Source organism: Lutimaribacter pacificus (genome assembly GCF_900142185.1).
Classification (GTDB): domain Bacteria; phylum Pseudomonadota; class Alphaproteobacteria; order Rhodobacterales; family Rhodobacteraceae; genus Lutimaribacter; species Lutimaribacter pacificus.
The window spans coordinates 170,556-192,221 of record NZ_FQZZ01000004.1 but is presented as its reverse complement, the minus strand read 5'-3'; the positions used below and the strand labels follow the sequence as shown (position 1 = coordinate 192,221).

Here is a 21,666-nt window from a genome sequence, read left to right as displayed (position 1 = left end):
TCCTCTTTCTGCTGGCCTTCGTCCTAGCCACTTCGCAGGTGCAGCGCAACAAAAATACCCTGTGCACCCCGTGATATATGCGAATGTTGCGCATCGCATTTCGCCTGCCCGGCTCTGGCGGCGGCCTGTGATGGGTAGTATGGCACGGGGATGGCATTTCTACCGCCCGATATCGTGCTGTCCGCACTCCTGTCCGCCTGCGGTGCGGCTTTTGCTGCGGGAATCATCAAGGGGATGGTGGGATTCGCCATGCCGATGGTGATGATTTCGGTTCTGGGCAGCTTTCTGTCGCCCGAGCTTGCACTGGCCGGGCTGATTCTGCCGACGCTGGCCACCAACGGGTTCCAGGCGCTGCGCGAAGGGCCGTCCGCCGCCGGGCGCGCGGTGCGCGAATTCCGCGTGTTCCTGGGCGTGGGGATGGTGGCGCTGATCCTCGGGGCGCAGATGGTTGCGGTCTTGCCGCCGCGCGGGCTGCTGCTGATGATCGGCGGGCCGATCCTGGTTTTCGCTGCGCTGCAGCTTGGCGGCTGGCGCCCGCGCCCGGCCGCGCGGCATCGCTGTGCGATCGAGGCCGGAACCGGCGCGCTGGCGGGGTTCGTCGGCGGTATGTCCGGTGTCTGGGGGCCGCCCACGGTGATGCTGCTGACCGCGCTGGAAACGCCGAAGGAAGCGCAGATGCGGGTGCAGGGCGTGATTTATGGGCTGGGGGCCGCCGTGCTGACCGTGGCGCATATCGGATCGGGCATCCTGACCCTGCGGACGGCGCTGTTTTCCGCCTGCCTTGTCCTGCCCGCGCTGGCGGGGATGCGGGTCGGATTTGCCCTGTCGGACCGGTTCGACCAGGCGACGTTCCGGCGGGCGACATTGGCGGTGTTGCTGGTGGCCGCGCTGAACCTGTTGCGCCGGGCCTGGATGATGTGACCCCGCGACATGCGCGGGGCCGGGCAACGTCAGTTGGCGGCGGCCCCGGTCGAGGCCAGTTCCGAGATGAAGGTGCGGATCTGTCCGCGCAGGCGCTCGTCCTTGATGCGGGTCAGCATCGAGGCGATCTTGGTGGCCTCTTCGTCGAGCATGTTGGTCTTGGCCGACTCGTCGTCGAGCCCGTCGAAGAAATAGGATGGCGACACGCCGAGAATCTGCGAGATCTCAAAGAGTTTGCTGGCCGAGACACGGTTGCGCCCCAGCTCGTATTTCTGGACTTGCTGAAATGAAATATCGAGGCCCTGGGCCACTTCGGTTTGCGTCATGCCGCGCAGAACGCGCAGCTGCTTTAGCTTTTTCCCTACATGCATATCGACTGGATGCGACATATCGTTCCCTCACTTTGCTACTGTAGCGAGAATGCCGAATCCCCGATCCCGATCAATTTGTGAAATATGCACGTTTACGTTGCGAAATATCACCCTCGATGTATGATAAATTTACCTTTGATGTATTATGTGCTTACCGGTATCGTGCCGGGGACCACGCGAGCAGGTAGCGAGTAAAGCTGCGATTTTGGAAACGAGTTACATCCTGTCATGACGGCAATTAAGCCTTCGCATTCCGTATTATTCGAGGCGCTTCGTTCATTCACGACGCTGGCGCGCACATTGAACCTGTCCCATGCCGTGAAAGAGCTGAACAGCACGCGGCAGACCGTCCGGCGCCATGTCGACCAGCTTGAGGCCATGCGGGGGGAGGAGCTGTTCGAACTGGTGGACAGGCAATACCGCCTGACCGAAGCGGGGCAGCGGGCCTTGCCCGAGGCCGAGGATTTGCTGGCACGCGCGACAGCGTGGTCTCATGGACATGCCAGCCATGCCAACGGATTGTTTACCATCAAGTATTCGGCTGCCGGTTCGTTTGAGTATCATCTTCAGCAGCATCCCATAAGCAAAGTGTGGGAAAGCGGATCGGAGCTGATGCGCTGCGCGGTACGGAGCTGGGCACTGGCCGGTGGCCAGATCGAGGATTCCGCGATGGCGATCATGCGACCCTATCTGCTGGTGTATCGCCGGCAAAATGATTCGTGGTTATGTTGCGAAATCGGCGAAGAATCGGCCTTCGCCAGCTGGTTTGGTTGGGCCAAGGCACGATCCAGCATTGGGTCCATACTCGAAAGTTTTCCTGGCGGCAGTATCATCGCATCGCTGATGAACGAACCTTTGGAAGATATTGAACGCTGCCACGGGTTGCGGTTGGACCATGTGTTTACCCGCGTCCCCCGAGAGGATGGAGGCGACAAGATACCCATGGCTTTTCAAAGACTTACAATGGGAGGAGAGTTTCCAGACGGATCATTCGCATTGCTGTCTGTCGTTCAGCGTACTTACGACATCGCCATTCCGCATCTCGACGATTCCATCATCCGAACGATGCCTGAAAAGCTCGTAATGGATGTGCCGCAAAAGTTGCAGGGCTTAAAGCCTTTCGTCGCATAATCGTCTAGACTTCTTTCCAGTCACCACGGCACTGGAGGGAAGCTATGTCGATTCATGACCTTAGTGATGGCAAACATCTGATCGCTGCAAGCCTCGATATCTTGCACAGCCGCCAGATATACATAACGTTTGGCGAAGATTTGGATGAGTATCAACGATTGTTGGCAAGGTATCGACCGGATCAGCCGATCGGTGCGCCATTCGATCCGCGCCTGCAGGAGCTGACGCCAGAGACCTGTTTCTGGATGGTCGGACGGAAACCCGACGGAACCTTGGTACATACTCAGGCCCTGAGAATCATCAACCTGCACGACCAAACACTGGGCGAGTACCTTCGGGACAATTTCCGCGCCTTTCCGCCAGTTCTGCCTGACCTCGATTTGGCGCGGTCCCGTTATCGCGCCGGGCCGGGCGCGCGGATGATCACCGGGAACGTCTGTTATCAGGGTGAGTTCTGGTTCAACCCGGATCGCGGTGCTTATCGTGGCCATGGCCTTGCCGGTATCGTTGCACGTTGCGCATTCCTGGAAGCGATCACGCGCTGGGCTCCCGACTACACCTTTGGTTTCATGGCCAACCCGGTCGCTCAAAAGGGGTTTGCGCAAAGGCAGGGATACTTGCACAGCGAACCGGGGGCGCTGCGTTGGGCACGCCACGGCAGCGAAGAGCCGCTGGAAGGTTTCATGGTCTACAATAGCCTTGAAGACTTGCGGTATCTTCTGTCGCTTCCGGTCGTGGACAGGGTGCCCGATCTGGCAGCCTGAGCTGCCTAAGGCATGCTTGTAAATTTAAAAGCCCCGGTCGCCTGACCGGGGCCTTGCCTTTCGAATCCGTGCGGCGGTCAGCCGATGGCGGCGGCCTTCACGTCGTCGTCGATATAGGGCAGGTATTGCCCGAAATTGTCGGCGAACATCTGCACCAGCCTGGCGGCCTGCGCATCATAGGCGTCCTGATCTTCCCAGGTGCGGCGCGGGTCCAGCAGAACCTCGGCCACGCCGGGCACCGATACCGGCACGTCGAAGCCGAAATTGTCGTCCTTGCGGAACTCGGCATCGTTCAGGCTGCCGTCCAGCGCGGCGGTCAGCAGCGTGCGGGTGGCCTTGATCGGCATCCGGCTGCCCACGCCATAGGCACCGCCCGTCCAGCCGGTGTTCACCAGCCAGCAGGTCGCGCCGTGCTTGGCGATCTTGCCCTGCAGCAGCTTGCCGTATTCCTCGGGGCGGCGCGGCATGAATGGGGCGCCGAAGCAGGTCGAGAATGTCGGCTCGGGCTCGGTCACGCCGCGCTCGGTGCCGGCGACCTTGGAGGTAAAGCCCGACAGGAAGTGATACATTGCCTGCGCCGGGGTCAGCCGCGCGATCGGGGGCAGCACGCCGAACGCATCGCAGGTCAGCATGATGACGTTCTTGGGATGCCCGCCCATCGCGGTATCGCTGGCGTTCGAGATATATTCCAGCGGGTAGGCGCAGCGCATGTTGGCGGTCAGGCTGTCGTCGTCGAAATCCAGCTCGAATGTTTCGGGATCGAAGACCATGTTCTCGATCACGGTGCCGAATTTCGTCGTGGTGGCATAGATCTCGGGCTCGGCCTCGGCGTTGAGGTTGATGGTCTTGGCATAGCAGCCGCCTTCGAAGTTGAAGGTGCCGCGCTCGGACCAGCCATGCTCGTCATCGCCGATCAGCGTGCGCTCGGGGTCGGCCGACAGCGTGGTCTTGCCGGTGCCCGACAGGCCGAAGAACACCGCGGTGTCCACCGGGTTGCCGGTGGCGTGGTTGGCCGAGCAGTGCATCGGCATCACGCCCTTTTCGGGCAGCAGGTAGTTCAGCAGGGTAAAGACCGATTTCTTGTTCTCGCCCGCGTATTCGGTATTGGCGATCAGGATCAGCTTGCGGTCGAAGTTGAGCGCGATCACCGTGTCCGAGCGGCAATCGTGGCGCGCGGGATCGGCCTTGAAGCTGGGGCAGTTGATGATGGTGAAATCGGCCACGTAGCTTTCCAGCGCCTCGCGGTCGGGGCGGCGCAGCAGGTGGCGGATGAACAGCCCGTGCCAGGCCAGCTCGGTCACCATGCGCACGTTGATCGACAGTTGCGGATCGGCGCCGCCGACAAGATCCTGCACGTAATAGGTCTTGTCCTTCATATGCTCCAGCATGTCGGCATAAAGCGCGTCGAACCCTTCGGGGCTCATGGCGGCGTTGTTTTCCCACCAGATCTTGTCGGCCACGCCATCGGTCTTGACGACATGCTTGTCCTTGGGCGAGCGGCCGGTGAACTTGCCGGTGGTCACCAGCAGCGCCCCACCGCGGCCCAGCGTCCCCTCGTCGTTCTTGAGCGCGGCTTCGATCAGCGCGGGCTCCATAAGATTGTAATAGACATTGCCCAGCCCTTCGATCCCCTGATCCTCAAGCCGGAATTGCGGGTTCACCCGTCCAAATGCCATATGCCAAGCTCCTGTAGCCGCGCGGATGGCGGCGGTTCAGTACGAAACCGGGGATGCGCGCCTGGGCGCGTCCCTGACCGGGCCGGCGTGACCCGATGCGGGCCTCTTAACATGACGTTTCCATGAAGGAACAGGACGCTTTCGCACAGTTAGCGCAACCAGTCGCAGGTTAGCGCAAACGCGCGGTTTTTCGCCCGGCGCCCCGTGGCGGGGTGTGGCCGATCTGCGTCAATTCCGGCAATAGTTTGTAATTTTTCGTGGAAAATCCGGTCTCTGGCCGGTCGATTCGCAGATTATCGTTGCCTGACAAGGCTAAATTCAGGAATAGTGCCGAAAAACATAAAATGTGAGAGCAGTACAAGGACAAGCCCAATGTCTAAGATCGCCCTTGTGGACGACGATCGCAACATCCTGACGTCCGTTGCAATGACCCTCGAAGCCGAAGGTTTCGAGGTTGAGACCTATAATGACGGCCAGTCGGCGCTCGACGCCTTCAACAAGAAGCTGCCGGATATGGCCGTTCTCGACATCAAGATGCCGCGGATGGACGGCATGGACCTGTTGCAGCGGCTGCGGCAGAAGACCTCGATGCCGGTCATCTTCCTGACCTCCAAGGACGACGAGATCGACGAGGTGCTGGGCCTGCGCATGGGCGCGGACGACTACGTGAAAAAACCGTTCAGCCAGCGCCTGCTGGTCGAACGCATCCGCGCGCTGCTGCGCCGGCAGGAGGCCGTGGCCGGCGATATCGTCGGGGACACCGAGGAAACCAAGGTGATGGAGCGCGGCGAGCTGCGCATGGACCCGCTGCGCCACGCGGTGACCTGGAAGGGCAAGGACGTGTCGCTGACCGTCACCGAGTTCCTGCTGCTGCAGGCGCTGGCACAGCGCCCCGGTTTCGTCAAAAGCCGCGATCAGCTGATGGACGTGGCCTATGACGATCAGGTCTATGTCGACGACCGCACGATCGACAGCCATATCAAGCGCCTTCGCAAGAAGATGCGGAGCGTCGACTCCGACTTTTCGGCGATTGAGACGCTTTATGGTATCGGTTACCGTTACAACGAAGAGTAATGGCCCTCGCCGAAAGGATAAAAGTGCGCGACGTCACGCCCTCCCGTGACGGGGATGTCGTTCTGGGCGACGATTACGTCGCCCCCGACAGCACCGTTGAAAAAGAGCTGCGCGTGAAACGCGCGCGGCGCGGGATGTTCTCGCTGAACCGTTCGCCGCTGACGCGCAAGATCATCACCTTCAACCTGATCGCGCTGAACGTGCTGGTGGCGGGAATCCTGTTTCTCAACTCCTCGCGCGACTCGCTGGCGGTGCAGCGCGCCAACACCCTGGTCAGCGAGGCCGAGCTGATCGCCGACGTGTTCGAGGTGCGGCTGCCCGACGGTGCGCCGGTCAACCTGGCCACCGGCGACGGCATCGACGTGGCCGGAACGCTCGACTCGCTCGATCTGCGCCGCGGGGTCGAGGTTTATATCTACGACGGGAACGGGGCGCTGGCTGGCAGCTTCGAAGGGCTTGGCGTCGCTCATGCACGCGATACCGGCACCGGGGATGACGAGCGCACGATCATCGTCGATTTCCTGACGCGGCTCTGGTCGGGCCTGTCGTCGATCTTTCCCTCCGCCCCGGGTGCGCCGCCGGTATCGCCCGAAATGCAGGCCAGCGATATGGTGCCCGCCGCGATGGCGGGCAATACCCGCACCATAACCGGCCAGAATCGCGATGGTGGCACGCTGTTCGCGGTGGCCACCCCCATCATGCATAACGGCGCCGCGATCGGTGTCGTCGCGCTGGCCAACAGCTCCAGCGAGATCGACCGCGCCGTGCGGATCGAGCGCGAGCGCGTGCTGCGCATGTTCATCATCGCCACGCTGGTGTCGATCGGCCTCAGCCTGGTGCTGGCCTCGACCATCGCCAACCCGATTTCCGACCTGGCCGAGGCGGCCGAGCTTGGCCGCGACCGCGACAAGCGCAAAAGCGGCGCCGGCGGCCGCATCCGCATCCCCGACCTGACCGCCCGCCCGGATGAGATCGGGCGGCTGTCGGGCGCGCTGCGCGGCATGGTGGCCGCGCTCTATGACCGGATCGACAGCAACGAGCAGTTCGCCGCCGATGTTGCGCACGAGATCAAGAACCCGCTGGCCAGCCTGCGGTCGGCCGTGGGATCGTTGCGCATGGTCAAGAAGGAAGAGCACCGCGACAAGCTGCTGGACGTGATCGACCACGATGTGCGCCGGCTCGACCGCCTTGTCAGCGACATCTCGAACGCCTCGCGGCTGGACAGCGAACTGGTCAAGGAAGAAGAGGAATCCTTCGACCTGATCAGGATGATTTCGAACCTGAGCGAATACCTCGGCCAGCAGGCTTACGAGGATGGCATCGACTTCATCACCGACCTGCCGTCTCAGCCCATTGTCATCCAGGGGCTTGAGGCGCGGCTGGCGCAGGTCTTCGTGAACCTGATCACCAACGCAATCTCCTTCTGCGAAGAGGGCGACGCGATCCGCGTCTGGGCGCGGCAGCGTGAAAACCGTGTGCTGGTGGTGGTCGAGGATACCGGCCCCGGCATCCCGGAACAGGCGCTGACCAAGATCTTCAAGCGGTTCTATTCGGAACGGCCCGAACAGCAGTTCGGTAACAATTCGGGCCTTGGCCTGGCCATTTCCAAGCAGATCGTCGAGGCGCATGGCGGCGTGATCTGGGCCGAGAATATCCGGCCGACGGATGCCGATATCACTTCCGAACCGCTCGGGGCGCGCTTCGTCGTGGGCCTGCCCGTCTGAGATGGCGATCCCGGCCCATGCGCCCGCTGCCGGCGATCCCGGCAGCGACGCGCGGACGCCCCTGCATGTCCACGCCTCTACCGTCGCGGTCGGCGACGCGGCGGTGCTGGTCTCGGGCCGGGCCGGATCGGGCAAATCCGCGCTGGCGCTGCAACTGATGGCGATGGGCGCCGACCTGGTGGCCGACGATATCACCTGCCTGTGGTGCGTGGGCGATGGACTTCTTGCCGATGTGCCCGAGGCGATCCGCGGCCGGATCGAGGCGCGCGGCGTCGGCATCCTGAACGCCGCGCCGCGCGGGCCGGTGCCGATGGCGCTCTGGGTCGACCTGGACACGCCCGAGGCCGGGCGCCTGCCGCCCCGGCGCACCCGCGCGGTGCTGGGCTGCGAGGTGCCGCTGTTTCACAATCCCGGCACGGGCTGTTTTTCCGCGGCGATCGTGCAATATCTCCGGTATGGAAGATATGCATGAAAGACCCGGCCCGTGACCCAAGCCCCTGCCGATATCCGTGCGGATCATCGCGTCATCCTGGTGACCGGCCCCTCGGGGGCCGGCCGGTCGACCGCGATCAACGTGCTCGAGGATATGGGGTTCGAGGCGATCGACAACCTGCCCCTGACCCTTTTGCCGCGCCTTCTGGACGGTCCGGTGGGCGGGCGGCCGCTGGCGCTGGGGCTCGATACCCGCAACCGCGATTTTTCCACCGCCGCCCTGATCGAGACGATCGACCGGCTTGAGGGCTGGCCGGGCATCGCGGCCGAATTGCTGTACCTGGACTGCACCGATGACGAGTTGCAGCACAGGTTCTCGGCCACCCGCCGGCGTCACCCGATGGCGCCCGCCGAAAGCCCCGAGGTGGGCATCGCGCTGGAAAAGGACCTGCTGGGCCCGGTCCGCGCCCGCGCCGACATCCTGATCGACACCACCGAGATGACGCCGCACCAGCTGCGCGACGACCTGCACCGGCTGCTCAATCCGCGCACCGGCGCGCATATGGCGGTGACGATCAACTCGTTCTCCTACAAGCGCGGGTTGCCGCGCGGGGTCGACATGGTGTTCGACGGCCGCTTTCTGCGCAACCCCTACTGGGTGCCCGCGCTGCGTGCCGGCGACGGGCGCGATCCGGCCGTGGCCGAGTATGTGCAGGGCGATCCGCGCTTTGCCCCCTTCTTCGGCCAGGTGCGGGATCTGGCGCTTTTGCTGCTTCCGGCCTATCTGGACGAGGGCAAGGCGCATTTCGCAATCGGCTTTGGTTGCTCGGGCGGGCAACACCGTTCGGTTGCGCTGGCGGAAATGCTGGGCAAGGCCCTTGCGGAAGAGGGCTGGCAGGTGTCAATTAGGCACCGGGAACTGGAAAGGCGGCAGCCGGCGCAAGGGGACGGCGCCGGTGTGCCCCGGGTGACAAGGACAGGTAAGGCGTGATCGGGATCGTCATCGTCGCGCATGGGGGGCTGGCGCGGGAATATCTTGCAGCCGTCGAACACGTGGTGGGGGCGCAGCCCGGAATGCGCGCCATCGCCATCGACGCCGACCATGACCGCGACGCCAAGAAGGACGAAATCGCCGCCGCCGCGGCCGAGGTGGACCGTGGCGACGGCGTGGTGGTGGTCACCGACATGTTCGGCGGTTCGCCATCGAACCTCAGCCTGCCGGCCTGCGAGGCCGCGGGCCGCCGCATCCTGTATGGTGCCAACCTGCCGATGCTGATCAAGCTTGCGAAAAGCCGCCACCTGCCGCTGGGCGACGCCGTGCGCGCTGCGACCGAGGCGGGGCGCAAGTATATTGACAGCCAGAACATATCGAAAGACTGAGGGCACCCATGTCGGACAGTGTTGAACGCACGCTTGAGATCGTGAACGAAAAGGGGCTGCACGCCCGCGCCTCGGCCAAACTGGTCGAGGTGGTCGAGGGGTTCGACGCGACGGCGGAAATCAGCCGTGACGGAATGTCCGCCGGTGGTGACAGTATCATGGGCCTTTTGATGTTGGCAGCGTCGAAGGGAACCACTATTGACGTGCGAACATCCGGCCCGGATGCCGAGGCGCTTGCCGATGCGCTGGAAGCCTTGGTACAAGACCGGTTCGGCGAAGACATGTAGCCCCCGCGGACCGGGGGCAGGCAAGGGTGGCACAGGCCAGGTGGTGGACAGCGCAGAAAACCGGGTGATGCCGCGGGACAGGCAGGAGGTGGTCTTTACCAAGTATGACCGCCGCAGCCTGACCTATGCCAACAGTTTCGACACGCCCCTGACCGCGACCATCATCCGCGCGATGGAATGGGTGACCGGCAAGCTGACGATCCTGCGCCGCATCCGCGAGTTCGAGCGCCGCGGCGCGCCGACGGGCCAAGCGTTCTGGCCGGCGACGATGGAGGTGATGGGGATCGACCTGCAGACCCCCGAGGAACAGCTGGCGCGAATTCCCGAAACCGGGCCGGTGATCTTCGTCGCCAACCATCCGCACGGGCTGGTCGACGGGATGATCCTGGCCGACCTGATCGGGCGGCGGCGCAACGATTACCGCATCCTCACGCGGTCGCTGCTGACCGGGATCGACGAAAGCGCGGCCTCCTACATGATCCCGGTGCCGTTCCCGCATCAGCCCGATGCGCAGCAGGAGATGATCCGCATGCGTGCGCAGGCGATGGATCACCTGGCGGAGGGCGGGCTGGTGGCGCTGTTCCCGTCGGGGGTGGTGGCCACGTCGAAAACCATGTTCGGCCCGGTGGTCGAGGCCGAGTGGAACGTCTTTACCGCCAAGATGATCCGCCGCTCGGGCGCGACGGTGGTGCCGTGCTTTTTCCCCGGCGCCAATTCGCGCTGGTACCAGATGGCCAACCGCATCTCGCCGGTGATGCGGCAGGGGCTTTTGCTGCACGAGGTGGTGCATAGCTTCGACAAGCCGCAGGCGCCGGTGATCGGGCATCCGCTCGGCCCCGAGGAATGCGCCGAGCGGGGCCGCGATCCGCGTGCCTTCATGGCGTGGCTGCGCGAACACACCCTGGGCCTGCGCGACTGAGACCGGACGGGGGGCGTTGCCCCCCAAACCCCCCGAGTATTTCCGGCAAGATGAAGCGAAATCGCGCGGTTCGACGCGAAAACCGCGCGGTCTCAGGCGTTGGTACGGGGTATGGGGCGCCCCGCCACGTAAGTTGCGGCGATGGCGCGGTCGTCGCCCATCATGATGGTGGGAAACAGCGCCTCCCACAGATCGCCGGCGCGGGCGGCGCGCTGGGCGATTGCGGGGGTCGAGGCGAGGTCGATCACGGCGAGGTCGGCCTCCATCCCCGGGGCGAGGTTGCCGATCCGGTCCTGCATCCGCAAGGCGCGGGCCGATCCGGCGGTGGCCAGCCACCAGAGCTGCGCGGGGTGCAACGCGTGGCCGCGCAATTGGGCGATTTCGTAGGCGGCGGCCATCGTGCGCAGCATGGAAAAGCTGCTGCCGCCGCCGGTGTCGGTGGCCAGCCCGATGCGCTGTCCCTCGGCCACCAGCCCGGCCATGTCGAACAGGCCCGAGCCGATGAAGGTGTTGGAGGTGGGGCAATGGACCAGCGCCGCGCCGACCTCGGCCAGGCGGGCGCGTTCGCGGGGTTCCAGGTGGATGGCGTGGCCATAGAGCCCGCCCGCACCCAGCAGGCCATGCGCCTCGTAGGTGTCGAGATAGTCGCGCGCCTGCGGGTAGAGCGATTTGACCCAGGCAATTTCGTCCACCTGTTCGGAAAGATGCGTCTGCATCAGGCAGTCGGGACGTTCGGCCCAGAGTGCGCCAAGCGCCGAAAGCTGTCCGGGCGTCGATGTGGGCGAGAATCGCGGCGTGATGACATAAGAGAGCCGCCCCTTGCCGTGCCACTTTTCCAGCAGCGCCTTGCTGTCGTCATAGGCCGATTGCGCGCTGTCGCGCAGGGTGTCGGGGGCGTTGCGGTCCATGCAGGTCTTGCCTGCCGCAAGGCGCATCCCGCGCTCTTGCGCGGCGGCGAACAGCGCGTCCACGCTGGCGGGGTGGATGGTGCAATAGCTGGCCACCGTGGTGGTGCCGTTGGCAAGGATCAGGTCGAGATAGCGGCCCGCGATGTCGGCGGCATGGGCGGGATCGGAAAACCGCGCCTCTTCGGGGAAGGTGTAGGTGTTCAGCCAGTCGATCAGCCGCTTGCCCCAGCTGGCGATGATCGCGGTCTGCGGGTAATGCGCGTGGGCGTCGACGAAGCCTGCCGAGATCAGGGCGCGGCCGTGGTCGATCACCTGCGCGTCCGGGTGGGCGGCGCGCAGCCCGGCGCCATCGCCCAAGGCTGCGATCCGGCCGTTTTCGATCAGCACGCCGCCATGCGCGTCATGCCGCGCGGCGCCGGTGCCGTCGGAAAACGGGTCGCCCGCGAAGCCGAGTGTCTGTCCCAGAAGCAGTGTCTTGCCGTTCATCGCCGTCCCCTTGTGCCCGGGTGATCCTACTGTGCCGCAAAGGGGGCGTAAATTGCCGCTGACCATTGTTTTGCGCCGCCGCAATCGGATATGAGGGGGCAAATCGGAACGGGGGCGCGTATGACCGAGCAGGACACCGATATCGACGAGCGCCCGGAGGCCGAGGAAGAAGCCTATCTTCTGGACAAGAGGACGGTTGCGGCGATCCTCTATGCGGTCGATGTGGGCGACGCCACCGCGCTGACCGAGTTGATGGAGCCGCTGCATGCGGCCGACATCGCCGACCTTCTGGAACAGATCAACACCTATGACCGGCGCCGGCTGATCGAGCTTTACGGCAAGGAGTTCGACGGCGACATCCTGTCGGAGCTGGACGAGTCGATCCGCGAAGAGGTGATCGCGATCCTGAACCCGGCGGTTCTGGCCGACGCGGTGCGCGAGCTGGACAGCGACGACGTGGTCGACCTGCTGGAGGATCTGGACGAGCCGCAGCAGGAGGCGATCCTCGGCGCGCTGGAAGAACCCGACCGCGCGGCGGTGGCGCAGGCACTGAGCTACCCGGAATATTCCGCCGGCCGCCTGATGCAGCGCGAGGTGGTGGCCGCGCCCGAACACTGGACGGTGGGCGATGCCATCGACTACCTGCGCAACCACGAGGACCTGCCCGACCAGTTCTATCACGTGGTGCTGGTCGATCCGCGGATGCATCCGGTGGGCAACGTGACGCTGGGCAAGATCATGCGCTCGCGCCGCGACGTGCGGCTGGTCGACATCACCGAGGAGATCTTCAAGGTCATTCCCGTCGACCAGGACGAGGGCGACGTGGCCTATGCGTTCAACCAGTATCACCTGATCTCGGCCCCGGTGGTGGACGAGAACGGCCGGCTGGTGGGGCAGATCACCATCGACGACGCGATGGCGGTGCTGGACGAGGAGCACGAGGAGGACATCCTGCGCCTGGCCGGTGTGGGCGAGGGCAGCCTGACCGACCGGGTGATCGAAACCACGCGGGGGCGGTTTCCGTGGCTGGCGGTGAACCTGGTGACGGCGGTGCTGGCCTCGCTGGTGATCGCGCAGTTCGAGGATGCGATCGCGCAGGTGGTGGCGCTGGCGGTGCTGATGCCGATCGTGGCCTCGATGGGGGGCAATGCGGGCACGCAAAGCCTGACCGTGGCGGTACGGGCGCTGGCGACCAAGGATTTGACCGGATCGAACGTGTGGCGGGTGATCCGCCGCGAGGTGCTGGTGGGGCTGGTCAACGGCGTGGTCTTTGCCGCGGTGATGGGGGTCGTCGGGCTGGTCTGGTTCGGCTCGCCCGCACTGGGCTACGTGATCGCGGCGGCGATGGTGATCAACCTCGTGGTGGCGGGGCTGGCGGGCACGGTGATCCCGGTGCTGCTGGACCGGATGGGGATCGACCCGGCGCTGGCCTCGGGGGCGTTCGTGACGACGGTGACCGATGTGGTGGGGTTCTTCGCCTTCCTAGGGTTGGCCGTGTTGTGGCTGCTATGAGCGCGCCGGACATGGCCAAGGTGGCCGCGCGGCAGGCGGGGTTCGCCCGGCGGCAGGCGGCGCACGAGGCCGCGCGCGGCAATGCCTGCGGTTACCTGAGCGAGGTTCTGGCCGGCTATCGCGGCGTGCCGCTGGCGGGCTACATGGCGATGCGCACCGAGATCGACCCGCTGCCCGCGATGGAAGAGGCGGCGGCGCATGGCCCGGTGGGGGTGCCGGTGATCCAGGGCACGGGGCTGCCGCTGCGGTTTTCGCGGTGGGAGCCGGGCTGCGCGCTGCGCGACGGGCCGTTCGGCGCGCAGGTGCCCGAGGTCGACGACTGGATGGAACCCGAGATCGTGATCGTGCCGCTGGTGGCGTTTTCCCGCACGGGCGGGCGGCTGGGCTATGGCGGGGGGTTCTATGATCGCACGCTGGAACGGCTGCGCGCCCATCACGCGACATTGGCCATCGGCTTTGCCTATGCCGCGCAGGAGGCCGACGTCCTGCCGCTGGAGCCGACCGACCAGCCGCTGGACCTGATCGTGACCGAGCGCGGGATCATCACCCCGGACTGAGCGCGGCAGGCGGCAAGATTCCTGTTTCGCCGCGGGCCGGAACGCCTTATGACGCGGCCTGACGCAAGGGGACGCAAGCGCATGGACCATTTCCTGTATCGCGACGGCGCGCTTTACGCCGAGGACGTGCCGGTGGCCGAGATCGCCGCCGCCGTGGGCACGCCGTTCTACTGCTATTCCACCGCCACGCTGACGCGGCATTTCCGCCTGTTCGACGAGGCGCTGGAGGGCACCGAACACCTGGTCTGTTACGCGATGAAGGCGGCCAGCAACCAGGCGATCCTGCGCACGCTGGCCGATCTGGGCGCGGGGATGGACGTGGTTTCGGGCGGGGAATACGCACGTGCGCGCGCCGCGGGCGTGCCGGGCGAGAGGATCGTGTTTTCCGGCGTGGGCAAGACCCGCGACGAGATGCGCGCCGCGCTGGAGGGGGGGATTCGCCAGTTCAACGTGGAATCCGAACCCGAATTGCAGGCGCTGAGCGAGGTCGCGCTGTCGCTGGGCGTGATTGCGCCGATCACCGTGCGGGTGAACCCGGACGTGGATGCGAAAACGCACGAGAAGATCTCGACCGGGAAGGCGGAAAACAAGTTCGGCATCCCGATCGGCCGCGCGCGCGCGGTCTATGCCCATGCCGCCAGCCTGCCGGGTATCAAGGTGGTGGGGATCGACGTGCATATCGGCAGCCAGCTGACCGATCTGGAGCCCTATCGCGCGGCTTACCGCAAGGTGGCGGAACTGACCGAGGCGCTGCGCGCCGACGGGCACGAGATCACCCGGCTGGACCTTGGCGGGGGTTTGGGCATTCCCTATACCCGCGACAACACCGCCCCGCCGCTGCCGGTGGAATACGGCCAGATGGTCAAGGAGGAACTGGCGCATCTGGGCTGCGAGATCGAGATCGAGCCGGGCCGCCTGATCGCGGGGAACGCCGGCATCATGGTCAGCCGCGTGATCTATGTGAAATCGGGGCAGGACCGCGATTTCCTGATCCTCGACGGGGCGATGAACGACCTGATCCGCCCGGCGATGTACGATGCCCATCACGATATCGTCCCGGTGAACGAACCCGCGCCCGCGACCGAGCCGCAGCTTTACGACGTGGTGGGCCCGGTCTGCGAAAGCGGCGATACCTTCGCCAGACGCCGCGCCCTGCCGCCGCTGGCCGAGGGCGATCTGGTCGCCTTCCGCAGCGCGGGGGCCTATGGCGCGGTGATGTCGAGCGAATACAACACCCGCCCGCTGATCCCCGAGGTTCTGGTGAAGGGCGATCAATTCGCGGTTATCCGCCGACGTCCGACCTTTGACGAAATCATAAACCGCGATACCATTCCCGAATGGCTGTGACGCGATTGGCGCGTCCCGGCCCGGGAAAGGGCGTATGACCGACACCGAACCGCAAGCCGACTGGACGAAACTCCGCCGTTCGCTGGCGCTGACCTGGGCAGGCCTTTGGGCCGAGCGCATCACGCAGGCGTTCTGGCCGGTCTGGACCGTGCTGTTTTTGTGCCTTGCCGGTCTGATGCTGGGCCTGCACGACAGCGCCCCGGTCGAGGCGGTCTGGGCCGCCATCGTGGCGGCGGGTGCGGCGGTGCTGTGGTTTTCATGGCGGGGGCTGCGGGCGTTTCGCATCCCGCGCCGGATGGAGGCGCTGGCGCGGATGGACGCGCGGCTGCCCGGCCGTCCGATCGGCGCGCTGCTGGACAAGCCCGCCATCGGCGCGGACGATCCGGCCTCGGTCGCGCTGTGGCGCGCGCACCAGGCGCGGGCGGCGGCGGTGGCGCGCAATGCCCGCGCGGTCGAACCCGACCTGCGCGTATCGCGGAAAGACCCGTTCGCCCTGCGCTATGTCGCGGTTCTGGCGCTGGCGGTGGCGATCCTGTTCGGCTCGATCCTGCGGGTCGGCACGGTGACGCAGATGACGCCCGGCGGCGGGCAGGCGCTGGCCACCGGCCCGGCCTGGGAGGGCTGGATCGAGCCGCCCGCCTATACCGGGCTGCCCACGCTGTACATGGCCGATATCCGGGCCGACCGGATCGAGGTGCCGCAGGACGCCCGGGTGATCCTGCGGTTCTACGGCAAGGTGGGCGACCTGACGCTGGATGAAACCGTGTCGGGCCGCACCGGCGAGGTGCCGCCCGCATCGGCGCCGGAACAGGATTTCACCGTCGCGCAATCCGGCAACCTTGCGGTCAGCGGCCCCGGCGGGCGCAGCTGGCAGATCGCCATGCGCCCCGACGGCGCCCCGTCGGTCGAGATCACGGGCGAGGCCGAGACATCGGTGGACGGGCAGATGACGCTGCCCTTTACTGCCCGCGACGATTACGGCGTGGTGGGCGGCACCGCGCGGATCGAGCTGGACCTTGCGGCGGTCGACCGCCGCCACGGGCTGACCGCCGATCCCGAGCCGCGCCCGGCGATCGAGATGCCGGTGCCGCTGCCGATCACCGGCACCCGCGCCGAGTTCGAGGAACGGCTGGTCGACAATTTCTCGCAGCACCCGTGGGCGCGTCTGCCGGTGCGACTGACCGTGACGGTCGAGGATGCCGCCGGGCTGACCGGGCAGGCGCAGCCCAAGGTGCTGAACCTGCCGGCGCGGCGGTTCTTCGACCCGATGGCCTCGGCCATTATCGAGCAGCGGCGCGACCTGCTGTGGACACGCGACAACGGCCGGCGGGTGGCGCAGATTCTGCGCACGCTGAGCCACCGCCCCGAGGAGGGCGTGTTCAAGCGCGAAACCGATTACCTGCGGCTGCGCGGCATCATCCGGCGGCTGGAGGCGAACCTGATCCACGGGCTGAGCGTGGAAAAGCAGGACGAGATCGCGCAGGCGCTGTGGGATCTGGCGGTCGAGCTTGAGGATGGCGATCTGGACGACGCGCTGGAGCGGTTGCGCCAGGCGCAGGAGCGGCTTCAGCAGGCGATGAAGAACGGCGCCAGCGACGAAGAGATCGCCCGCCTGATGCAGGAGTTGCGCGACGCCACCCGCGATTACATGCGGCAGCTGGCCCAGCAGGCGCAGCGCGAGAACGAACAGGCGCAGCAGAACGGCGACCAGATGCCCAACGAGGGCATGACCATGACGCAGGACGACCTGCAGCGCATGATGGATCGCATACAGGAGCTGATGGAGCAGGGCCGCATGGCCGAAGCCCAGCAGGCGCTGGAAGAGTTGCAGCGGATGCTTGAGAACATGCAGGTCACGCAAGGGCAGGGACAGGGCCAGCAATCGCCGGGACAGCAGGCGATGGAGGGGCTGGCCGAAACCCTGCGCAACCAGCAGGGCCTGTCGGACCAGGCGTTCCGCGATTTGCAGGAACAGTTCAACCCGGGCCAGCAGCAGGGGCAGCAGCCCGGTCAGCAAGGCCAGCAGGGTCAACAGGGTCAGGGGCAGCAGCAAGGCCAGAAACAGGGTCAGGGCCAACAGGGCCAGCAAGGGCAGGGTCAGCAACCCGGCCAGCAGCAGGGCCAGCCCGGACAGGGGCAGGGCGAGGGGCAGGGGTTGGACCAGTCGCTGGCCGACCGCCAGCGCGCCCTGCGTCAGGAACTGGACCGCCAGCGCGGGCAGTTGCCCGGTGTCGGCGGCGAGGCCGGCGAGGCCGCGCGCGAGGCGCTGGACCGGGCGGGCCGCGCGATGGACGGGGCCGAGGATGCGTTGCGCGACGACGACCTGCCCGAGGCGATCGACCGCCAGGCCGAGGCGATGGACGCGCTGCGCGACGGTATCCGCAACCTTGGCGAAGCGATGGCCGAGGAGCAGCGCCAGCAGCAGGGTGGCGAGAACACCCAGATGAGCGACGCGCAGGGTGCGCAGCGCGACCCGCTGGGCCGCAACCCCGGATCGCGCGGGCAAAGCCTGGATACCGGCGACGACATGCTGCAGGGCGAGGATGTCTATCGCCGGGCGCGCGAGTTGCTGGACGAGATCCGCCGCCGGTCGGGCGATGCCGACCGGACGGAAGATGAACGCGATTACCTCAGACGCCTGCTGGAGCGGTTCTGAGCGTCAGCCCCCGGTGGTGGACAGCCCGTCGAGCCAGCTCAGCACGCCGCGCAACTGTTCGTCGATCCACAGGCGCAGGCCGTTCATCATCTCGACATAAGCCGCCAGCGGGTCGCGCAGGGCGGGCAGCATCTCGGCCAGGGACGGCGCGAAGACGTAGAGCGCGATCGCCAGCACCATCAGCAGTACCACCAGCGAAAAGCCACGGCGGAACCCGCCGGGGCGGGGTGCCTGCGCGGGCGCTTCGTCGGGGCCGGGATGTTCGTGATCGCCGGCAGAGGCCGCCGGGCGGCGATCCGAGGTCGAGCGCAGGGTCGAGTTGATTTCGTCGATATCGGGCAGCAGATCGCGGCGCGAGGCGGCGGCGCTGGCGGCGGCGGCCATTGCTGCGCTGTCCGCGCCGGTTTGCGGGTCGGTGTCGGGCAGCTGTTCGCCGCGCAGCCGGGCCATGCGTTCCTGCGCCTCGCGCTGGCGGCGCGCGGTCTCGTCCTCGTCGGACTGGGACAGGCCAAGCTCGGGCTGGGTTTCCAGGCCGCCGCGTTCGGCGGCGCGCTGGCGGGTCTCGCGCTCGGCCTCTTCGCGCAGCAGGTCGGCGACGCCGGGGTCTAGGTTGCGGCGCGGCTCGGGCGGGGGCGGCGGGGTCTCGTCCCAGCTTTCGTAATCGTCTTCGTAATCTTCGGCCGGGGGGGTGGGTATCCGGGCGGCGGGGCTGTCCCACGGGCGCGGCGCGATATCGCTGTCACCGTCGTCCTCGTCCCAGCCATCGCGCACCGGCGGGTGCAGCCCGTCGGCAAGCGGCAGGTCGTCGCCGGCCGCATCCCACATGCCGGCATCGTCCTCGGGCGGGGCCGGTTCGGTCAGGTCGGTTTCGGGATCGTCCTGCGCGGGCGGTTCGCCCAGATCCTCGGCAAGGCCGGCATCCTGTTCGGGATGGACCTGGAACCATGTATGGCCGCAATTCGAGCATTGCACGTCGCGCCCGCCATGGGGGATCACGTCGTCCGGTACCTCGTATTGTGCGCCGCAGTTCGGGCAAACCAGTCGCATTCTGCCCCCTCGTGGCCCCGTATGATTGGCTTAATGCCTTGTGGGGCCACTATATGTGGCAAAGGCGCATCCGAAAAGTGTAAACAGAGACCTGCGCGCGCCTGCATCCCGATTGCAACTGTGGCCCGTGTCGTGCAGAAGAAGCCAAAAGGGGGCTGGCGCGGTGATCGAGCTGGAAAACGTGGCCATGAGCTATGGCGGGGGCGAGTTGCTGAGCGACATATCGCTGCAGCTTGCGCCGGGGTCGTTTCATTTCCTGACCGGGCCTTCGGGGGCGGGCAAGACCACGTTCCTCAAGCTGTGCTATGCCGCGCTGATGCCGACGGCGGGGCATGTCCGGCTGTTCGATACCGATGTGCGCGCGATGGACCGCGACGATATCGCGCTGGCGCGGCGGCGGATCGGGGTGGTGCACCAGGACGTGCAGTTCCTCGACCATCTGCCGGTGGCCGACAACGTGGCGCTGCCGCTGACCGTGTCGGGGCGCGATACGCTGGACGAGTCGGTGAACCTGCGCGAATTGCTGTCCTGGGTCGGGCTGAAGGCGCGGGCCGATGCGCTGCCGCCGGAACTGTCGGGCGGCGAGCGCCAGCGCGCGGCGCTGGCCCGCGCGGTCATCATGTCGCCCGACGTGATCCTTGCGGACGAGCCCACCGGCAATATCGACTGGGAAATGTCGCAGCGCCTGCTGCAATTGCTGGTCGAGCTGAACCGCATGGGCAAGACGATCATGATCGCCACCCACGACCTGAACCTGATCCGCGCGGCCAAGGGGCAGGTGCAGGCGCGCGTGCTGCGCATCGCCGGACGGCGGCTGCAACTGGCGGGGGCGGACCTGTGAAGCGCCCCGATTTCAGCCAGGTCGCCGATTTCATCGTGGGCGACGCGCAGGCCGACCGGATGGTGCCGCCGACGGGCATCACCGCGCGGCTGACGCTGCTGAGCGCGGCGGCGATGGCGTTCCTGGCGGTGTTCGCGCTGGCCCTGTCGGTGGCGACGGGCCGCATGGCCGACCGCTGGGGCGAGGAACTGGCGCGGTCGTCGACCCTGCGCATATCCGCCCCCGCCGACCAGATCGACGCGCAGACGCAGGCCGCCCTGCGCGTGCTGGAGCAGACCCCCGGCGTGGCCAGCGCCCGCGCGCTGAGCGACGAGGAACAGCGCGCGCTGTTGGAGCCGTGGTTCGGCCCCGACCTGCCGGTGGAAACCCTGCCGATCCCGCAACTGATCGAGGTGATCGAAACCGCCGACGGCTATGACGCGCAAGGGTTGCGGCTGCGGCTGTCGGCCGAGGTGCCGGGCGCGGTGCTGGACGATCACACGCGCTGGCGGCGGCCGCTGGTCAGCGCGGCCTCGCGGCTGCGGCTGCTGGGCTGGGTGTCGATCGGGCTGATCTTCGGCGCGATGGCTGCGATGATCACGCTGGCGGCCAACGCGGCGCTGGCGGCCAATGCGCAGGTGATCGCGGTGCTGCGGCTGGTGGGCGCGCGCGACAGCTATATCGCCAAGGCCTTCGTGCGGCGGTATACGCTGCGCACGCTGACCGGCGCGGCGATCGGCGTGGTGACCGGGATCGGGGCGATCCTGCTGCTGCCCTCGGCGCAGACGACGGGCGGGTTCCTGACCGGCCTCGGGTTCCGGGGGGCGGGGTGGCTGCTGCCGCTGGTGATCCCGCTGCTGGCCGCGCTGGTGGCGTTCCTGGCGACGCACCTGGCCGCCGCCCGGACGCTGAGGGAGCTGCCGTGATGTCGTGGCAATGGATCAAGTCGCTGGTCTATGTGATCCAGGTCTACCTGGCGATGGGGGTGCTGGGGATCGTGTTCCTGCCCTGGGCCGCGCTGAGCCCGCGCGGCGCGCGCGCCGCCTGCCAGACCTATGCCGGCTATGCGCTTTGGAGCGCGCGCTGGATGCTGGGCCTGCGCCACGAGGTGCGTGGCGAGGTGCCGACCGACGAGGTGCTGATCGCGGCAAAGCATCAGAGCTTCCTGGATATCCTGATCATCTTCTACTACGCGCCGGTGGCGAAATTCATCATGAAGCGCGAACTGCTGTGGACGCCGGTGATCGGGCTTTATGCCTGGCGGCTGGGCTGCGTCCCGGTCGATCGCGGCAAGCGCGGCGCGGCCATCGCCCGGATGATCGAGGACGTGGAAAAGGGCCGTGCGCAGCCCGGACAGCTGATTATCTATTCGCAGGGCACGCGGGTGAAACCGGGGGCGCGCGCGCCCTACAAGGTGGGCACCGCCGTTCTGTATGAGCAACTCGGCCAGCCCTGCGTGCCCGCGGCGACGAATGCCGGGCTGTTCTGGCCGCGCACCGGCATCCTGCGCAAGCCAGGGCTGGCGGTGGTCGAGTTCCTGCCGCGGATCGCGCCGGGCATGGACCGGCAAAGTTTCATGGCGCATCTTGAGCGCGAGGTTGAGGCGCATTCGGACAGGCTGATGCGCGAAGCGGGTTTCGAACCCGGGGAGTGA

General features: G+C 66.4%; 21 protein-coding genes. 17 read left to right on the top strand and 4 right to left on the bottom strand.

Features of this window, described 5'->3' with window-relative positions; translation table 11 throughout:
• The first annotated feature begins 150 nt into the window (after positions 1-150).
• Positions 151-921 (top strand): sulfite exporter TauE/SafE family protein, encoded by a 771-nt coding sequence (locus F3H87_RS12325; protein ID WP_149788428.1) that lies wholly within the window; start codon positions 151-153, stop codon positions 919-921.
• A 29-nt stretch (positions 922-950) separates the two neighbouring features.
• Here the strand turns inward: F3H87_RS12325 and F3H87_RS12320 are convergent, their stop codons facing one another.
• On the bottom strand, positions 951-1,310 hold the full coding sequence (locus tag F3H87_RS12320) for a helix-turn-helix domain-containing protein (RefSeq protein WP_149788429.1): 360 nt from the start codon (positions 1,308-1,310) through the stop codon (positions 951-953).
• Between the two features lie 210 nt (positions 1,311-1,520).
• On the opposite strand from F3H87_RS12320, the gene F3H87_RS12315 reads away from it, so the two are divergent.
• Positions 1,521-2,423: a LysR family transcriptional regulator gene (locus F3H87_RS12315; protein WP_149788430.1), complete on the top strand. Its 903-nt coding sequence runs from the start codon at positions 1,521-1,523 to the stop codon at positions 2,421-2,423.
• A 44-nt stretch (positions 2,424-2,467) separates the two neighbouring features.
• Positions 2,468-3,187: a hypothetical protein gene (locus F3H87_RS12310; protein WP_149788431.1), complete on the top strand. Its 720-nt coding sequence runs from the start codon at positions 2,468-2,470 to the stop codon at positions 3,185-3,187.
• Between the two features lie 77 nt (positions 3,188-3,264).
• On the opposite strand, the gene F3H87_RS12305 is transcribed toward F3H87_RS12310, so the two are convergent.
• Positions 3,265-4,863, bottom strand: a complete 1,599-nt coding sequence (locus F3H87_RS12305) for a phosphoenolpyruvate carboxykinase (protein WP_149788432.1) — start codon at positions 4,861-4,863, stop codon at positions 3,265-3,267.
• A 372-nt stretch (positions 4,864-5,235) separates the two neighbouring features.
• On the opposite strand from F3H87_RS12305, the gene F3H87_RS12300 reads away from it, so the two are divergent.
• The 7 genes from F3H87_RS12300 to F3H87_RS12270 all read left to right on the top strand — a co-directional run bounded on the left by F3H87_RS12300 (position 5,236) and on the right by F3H87_RS12270 (position 10,679).
• Positions 5,236-5,937, top strand: coding sequence for a response regulator transcription factor (locus F3H87_RS12300; RefSeq protein ID WP_149788433.1), 702 nt, complete (start codon positions 5,236-5,238; stop codon positions 5,935-5,937).
• Positions 5,937-7,661: a sensor histidine kinase gene (locus F3H87_RS12295; protein WP_149788434.1), complete on the top strand. Its 1,725-nt coding sequence runs from the start codon at positions 5,937-5,939 to the stop codon at positions 7,659-7,661. The genes F3H87_RS12300 and F3H87_RS12295 overlap by 1 nt, the downstream gene beginning before the upstream one ends.
• A complete protein-coding gene (locus tag F3H87_RS12290; RefSeq protein ID WP_223228054.1) occupies positions 7,603-8,133 on the top strand; it encodes an HPr kinase/phosphorylase in 531 nt (176 codons plus the stop codon). Before F3H87_RS12295 ends, F3H87_RS12290 begins: the two co-directional genes overlap by 59 nt.
• Positions 8,134-8,145: 12 nt before the next feature.
• Positions 8,146-9,084 carry an RNase adapter RapZ gene (gene rapZ, locus F3H87_RS12285; protein WP_223228053.1) on the top strand — a complete coding sequence of 313 codons (939 nt, stop codon included), beginning with the start codon at positions 8,146-8,148 and terminating at the stop codon, positions 9,082-9,084.
• Positions 9,081-9,473, top strand: coding sequence for a PTS sugar transporter subunit IIA (locus tag F3H87_RS12280; protein WP_149788436.1), 393 nt, complete (start codon positions 9,081-9,083; stop codon positions 9,471-9,473). Before rapZ ends, F3H87_RS12280 begins: the two co-directional genes overlap by 4 nt.
• 8 nt (positions 9,474-9,481) lie before the next feature.
• A complete protein-coding gene (locus F3H87_RS12275) occupies positions 9,482-9,760 on the top strand; it encodes an HPr family phosphocarrier protein (protein WP_149788437.1) in 279 nt (92 codons plus the stop codon).
• Positions 9,761-9,827: 67 nt separating this feature from the next.
• Positions 9,828-10,679: a lysophospholipid acyltransferase family protein gene (locus F3H87_RS12270; RefSeq protein WP_188129215.1), complete on the top strand. Its 852-nt coding sequence runs from the start codon at positions 9,828-9,830 to the stop codon at positions 10,677-10,679.
• A 92-nt stretch (positions 10,680-10,771) separates the two neighbouring features.
• On the opposite strand, the gene guaD is transcribed toward F3H87_RS12270, so the two are convergent.
• Complete coding sequence (gene guaD / locus F3H87_RS12265) at positions 10,772-12,073, bottom strand: guanine deaminase (protein WP_149788439.1); 1,302 nt, start codon at positions 12,071-12,073, stop codon at positions 10,772-10,774.
• A gap of 120 nt (positions 12,074-12,193) precedes the next feature.
• Between guaD and mgtE the strand changes: the two genes are divergently transcribed.
• From mgtE to F3H87_RS12245, 4 genes are all read left to right on the top strand, one after another.
• Positions 12,194-13,585, top strand: coding sequence for a magnesium transporter (mgtE, locus tag F3H87_RS12260; protein ID WP_149788440.1), 1,392 nt, complete (start codon positions 12,194-12,196; stop codon positions 13,583-13,585).
• Positions 13,582-14,142: a 5-formyltetrahydrofolate cyclo-ligase gene (locus tag F3H87_RS12255; protein ID WP_223228052.1), complete on the top strand. Its 561-nt coding sequence runs from the start codon at positions 13,582-13,584 to the stop codon at positions 14,140-14,142. Before mgtE ends, F3H87_RS12255 begins: the two co-directional genes overlap by 4 nt.
• Positions 14,143-14,223: 81 nt before the next feature.
• On the top strand, positions 14,224-15,489 hold the full coding sequence (gene lysA, locus F3H87_RS12250) for a diaminopimelate decarboxylase (RefSeq protein WP_149788441.1): 1,266 nt from the start codon (positions 14,224-14,226) through the stop codon (positions 15,487-15,489).
• Positions 15,490-15,523: 34 nt separating this feature from the next.
• A complete protein-coding gene (locus F3H87_RS12245) occupies positions 15,524-18,145 on the top strand; it encodes a TIGR02302 family protein (protein WP_149788442.1) in 2,622 nt (873 codons plus the stop codon).
• A 3-nt stretch (positions 18,146-18,148) separates the two neighbouring features.
• Here the strand turns inward: F3H87_RS12245 and F3H87_RS12240 are convergent, their stop codons facing one another.
• Complete coding sequence (locus F3H87_RS12240; protein WP_149788443.1) at positions 18,149-19,192, bottom strand: zinc-ribbon domain-containing protein; 1,044 nt, start codon at positions 19,190-19,192, stop codon at positions 18,149-18,151.
• A 163-nt stretch (positions 19,193-19,355) separates the two neighbouring features.
• On the opposite strand from F3H87_RS12240, the gene F3H87_RS12235 reads away from it, so the two are divergent.
• The 3 genes from F3H87_RS12235 to F3H87_RS12225 are packed head-to-tail and all read left to right on the top strand — an operon-like array spanning position 19,356 to position 21,666.
• A complete protein-coding gene (locus F3H87_RS12235) occupies positions 19,356-20,033 on the top strand; it encodes a cell division ATP-binding protein FtsE (protein WP_149788444.1) in 678 nt (225 codons plus the stop codon).
• A gap of 59 nt (positions 20,034-20,092) precedes the next feature.
• Entirely contained in the window at positions 20,093-20,938 is an 846-nt protein-coding gene (locus F3H87_RS12230; RefSeq protein ID WP_149788602.1) for a cell division protein FtsX, read from the top strand.
• Entirely contained in the window at positions 20,938-21,666 is a 729-nt protein-coding gene (locus F3H87_RS12225) for a lysophospholipid acyltransferase family protein (RefSeq protein WP_149788445.1), read from the top strand. The genes F3H87_RS12230 and F3H87_RS12225 overlap by 1 nt, the downstream gene beginning before the upstream one ends.

Coding starts and splice junctions, on each gene's coding strand:
- mgtE (WP_149788440.1), top strand. CDS start 12,194: ATGACCGAGCAGGACACCGATATCGACGAGCGCCCGGAGGCCGAGGAA.
- F3H87_RS12230 (WP_149788602.1), top strand. CDS start 20,093: ATGGTGCCGCCGACGGGCATCACCGCGCGGCTGACGCTGCTGAGCGCG.
- F3H87_RS12325 (WP_149788428.1), top strand. CDS start 151: ATGGCATTTCTACCGCCCGATATCGTGCTGTCCGCACTCCTGTCCGCC.
- F3H87_RS12255 (WP_223228052.1), top strand. CDS start 13,582: ATGAGCGCGCCGGACATGGCCAAGGTGGCCGCGCGGCAGGCGGGGTTC.
- lysA (WP_149788441.1), top strand. CDS start 14,224: ATGGACCATTTCCTGTATCGCGACGGCGCGCTTTACGCCGAGGACGTG.
- F3H87_RS12315 (WP_149788430.1), top strand. CDS start 1,521: ATGACGGCAATTAAGCCTTCGCATTCCGTATTATTCGAGGCGCTTCGT.
- F3H87_RS12275 (WP_149788437.1), top strand. CDS start 9,482: ATGTCGGACAGTGTTGAACGCACGCTTGAGATCGTGAACGAAAAGGGG.
- F3H87_RS12240 (WP_149788443.1), bottom strand. CDS start 19,192: ATGCGACTGGTTTGCCCGAACTGCGGCGCACAATACGAGGTACCGGAC.
- F3H87_RS12245 (WP_149788442.1), top strand. CDS start 15,524: ATGACCGACACCGAACCGCAAGCCGACTGGACGAAACTCCGCCGTTCG.
- F3H87_RS12295 (WP_149788434.1), top strand. CDS start 5,937: ATGGCCCTCGCCGAAAGGATAAAAGTGCGCGACGTCACGCCCTCCCGT.
- F3H87_RS12300 (WP_149788433.1), top strand. CDS start 5,236: ATGTCTAAGATCGCCCTTGTGGACGACGATCGCAACATCCTGACGTCC.
- F3H87_RS12305 (WP_149788432.1), bottom strand. CDS start 4,863: ATGGCATTTGGACGGGTGAACCCGCAATTCCGGCTTGAGGATCAGGGG.
- F3H87_RS12290 (WP_223228054.1), top strand. CDS start 7,603: ATGCCGATATCACTTCCGAACCGCTCGGGGCGCGCTTCGTCGTGGGCC.
- guaD (WP_149788439.1), bottom strand. CDS start 12,073: ATGAACGGCAAGACACTGCTTCTGGGACAGACACTCGGCTTCGCGGGC.
- F3H87_RS12270 (WP_188129215.1), top strand. CDS start 9,828: ATGCCGCGGGACAGGCAGGAGGTGGTCTTTACCAAGTATGACCGCCGC.
- F3H87_RS12310 (WP_149788431.1), top strand. CDS start 2,468: ATGTCGATTCATGACCTTAGTGATGGCAAACATCTGATCGCTGCAAGC.
- F3H87_RS12225 (WP_149788445.1), top strand. CDS start 20,938: ATGTCGTGGCAATGGATCAAGTCGCTGGTCTATGTGATCCAGGTCTAC.
- F3H87_RS12320 (WP_149788429.1), bottom strand. CDS start 1,310: ATGTCGCATCCAGTCGATATGCATGTAGGGAAAAAGCTAAAGCAGCTG.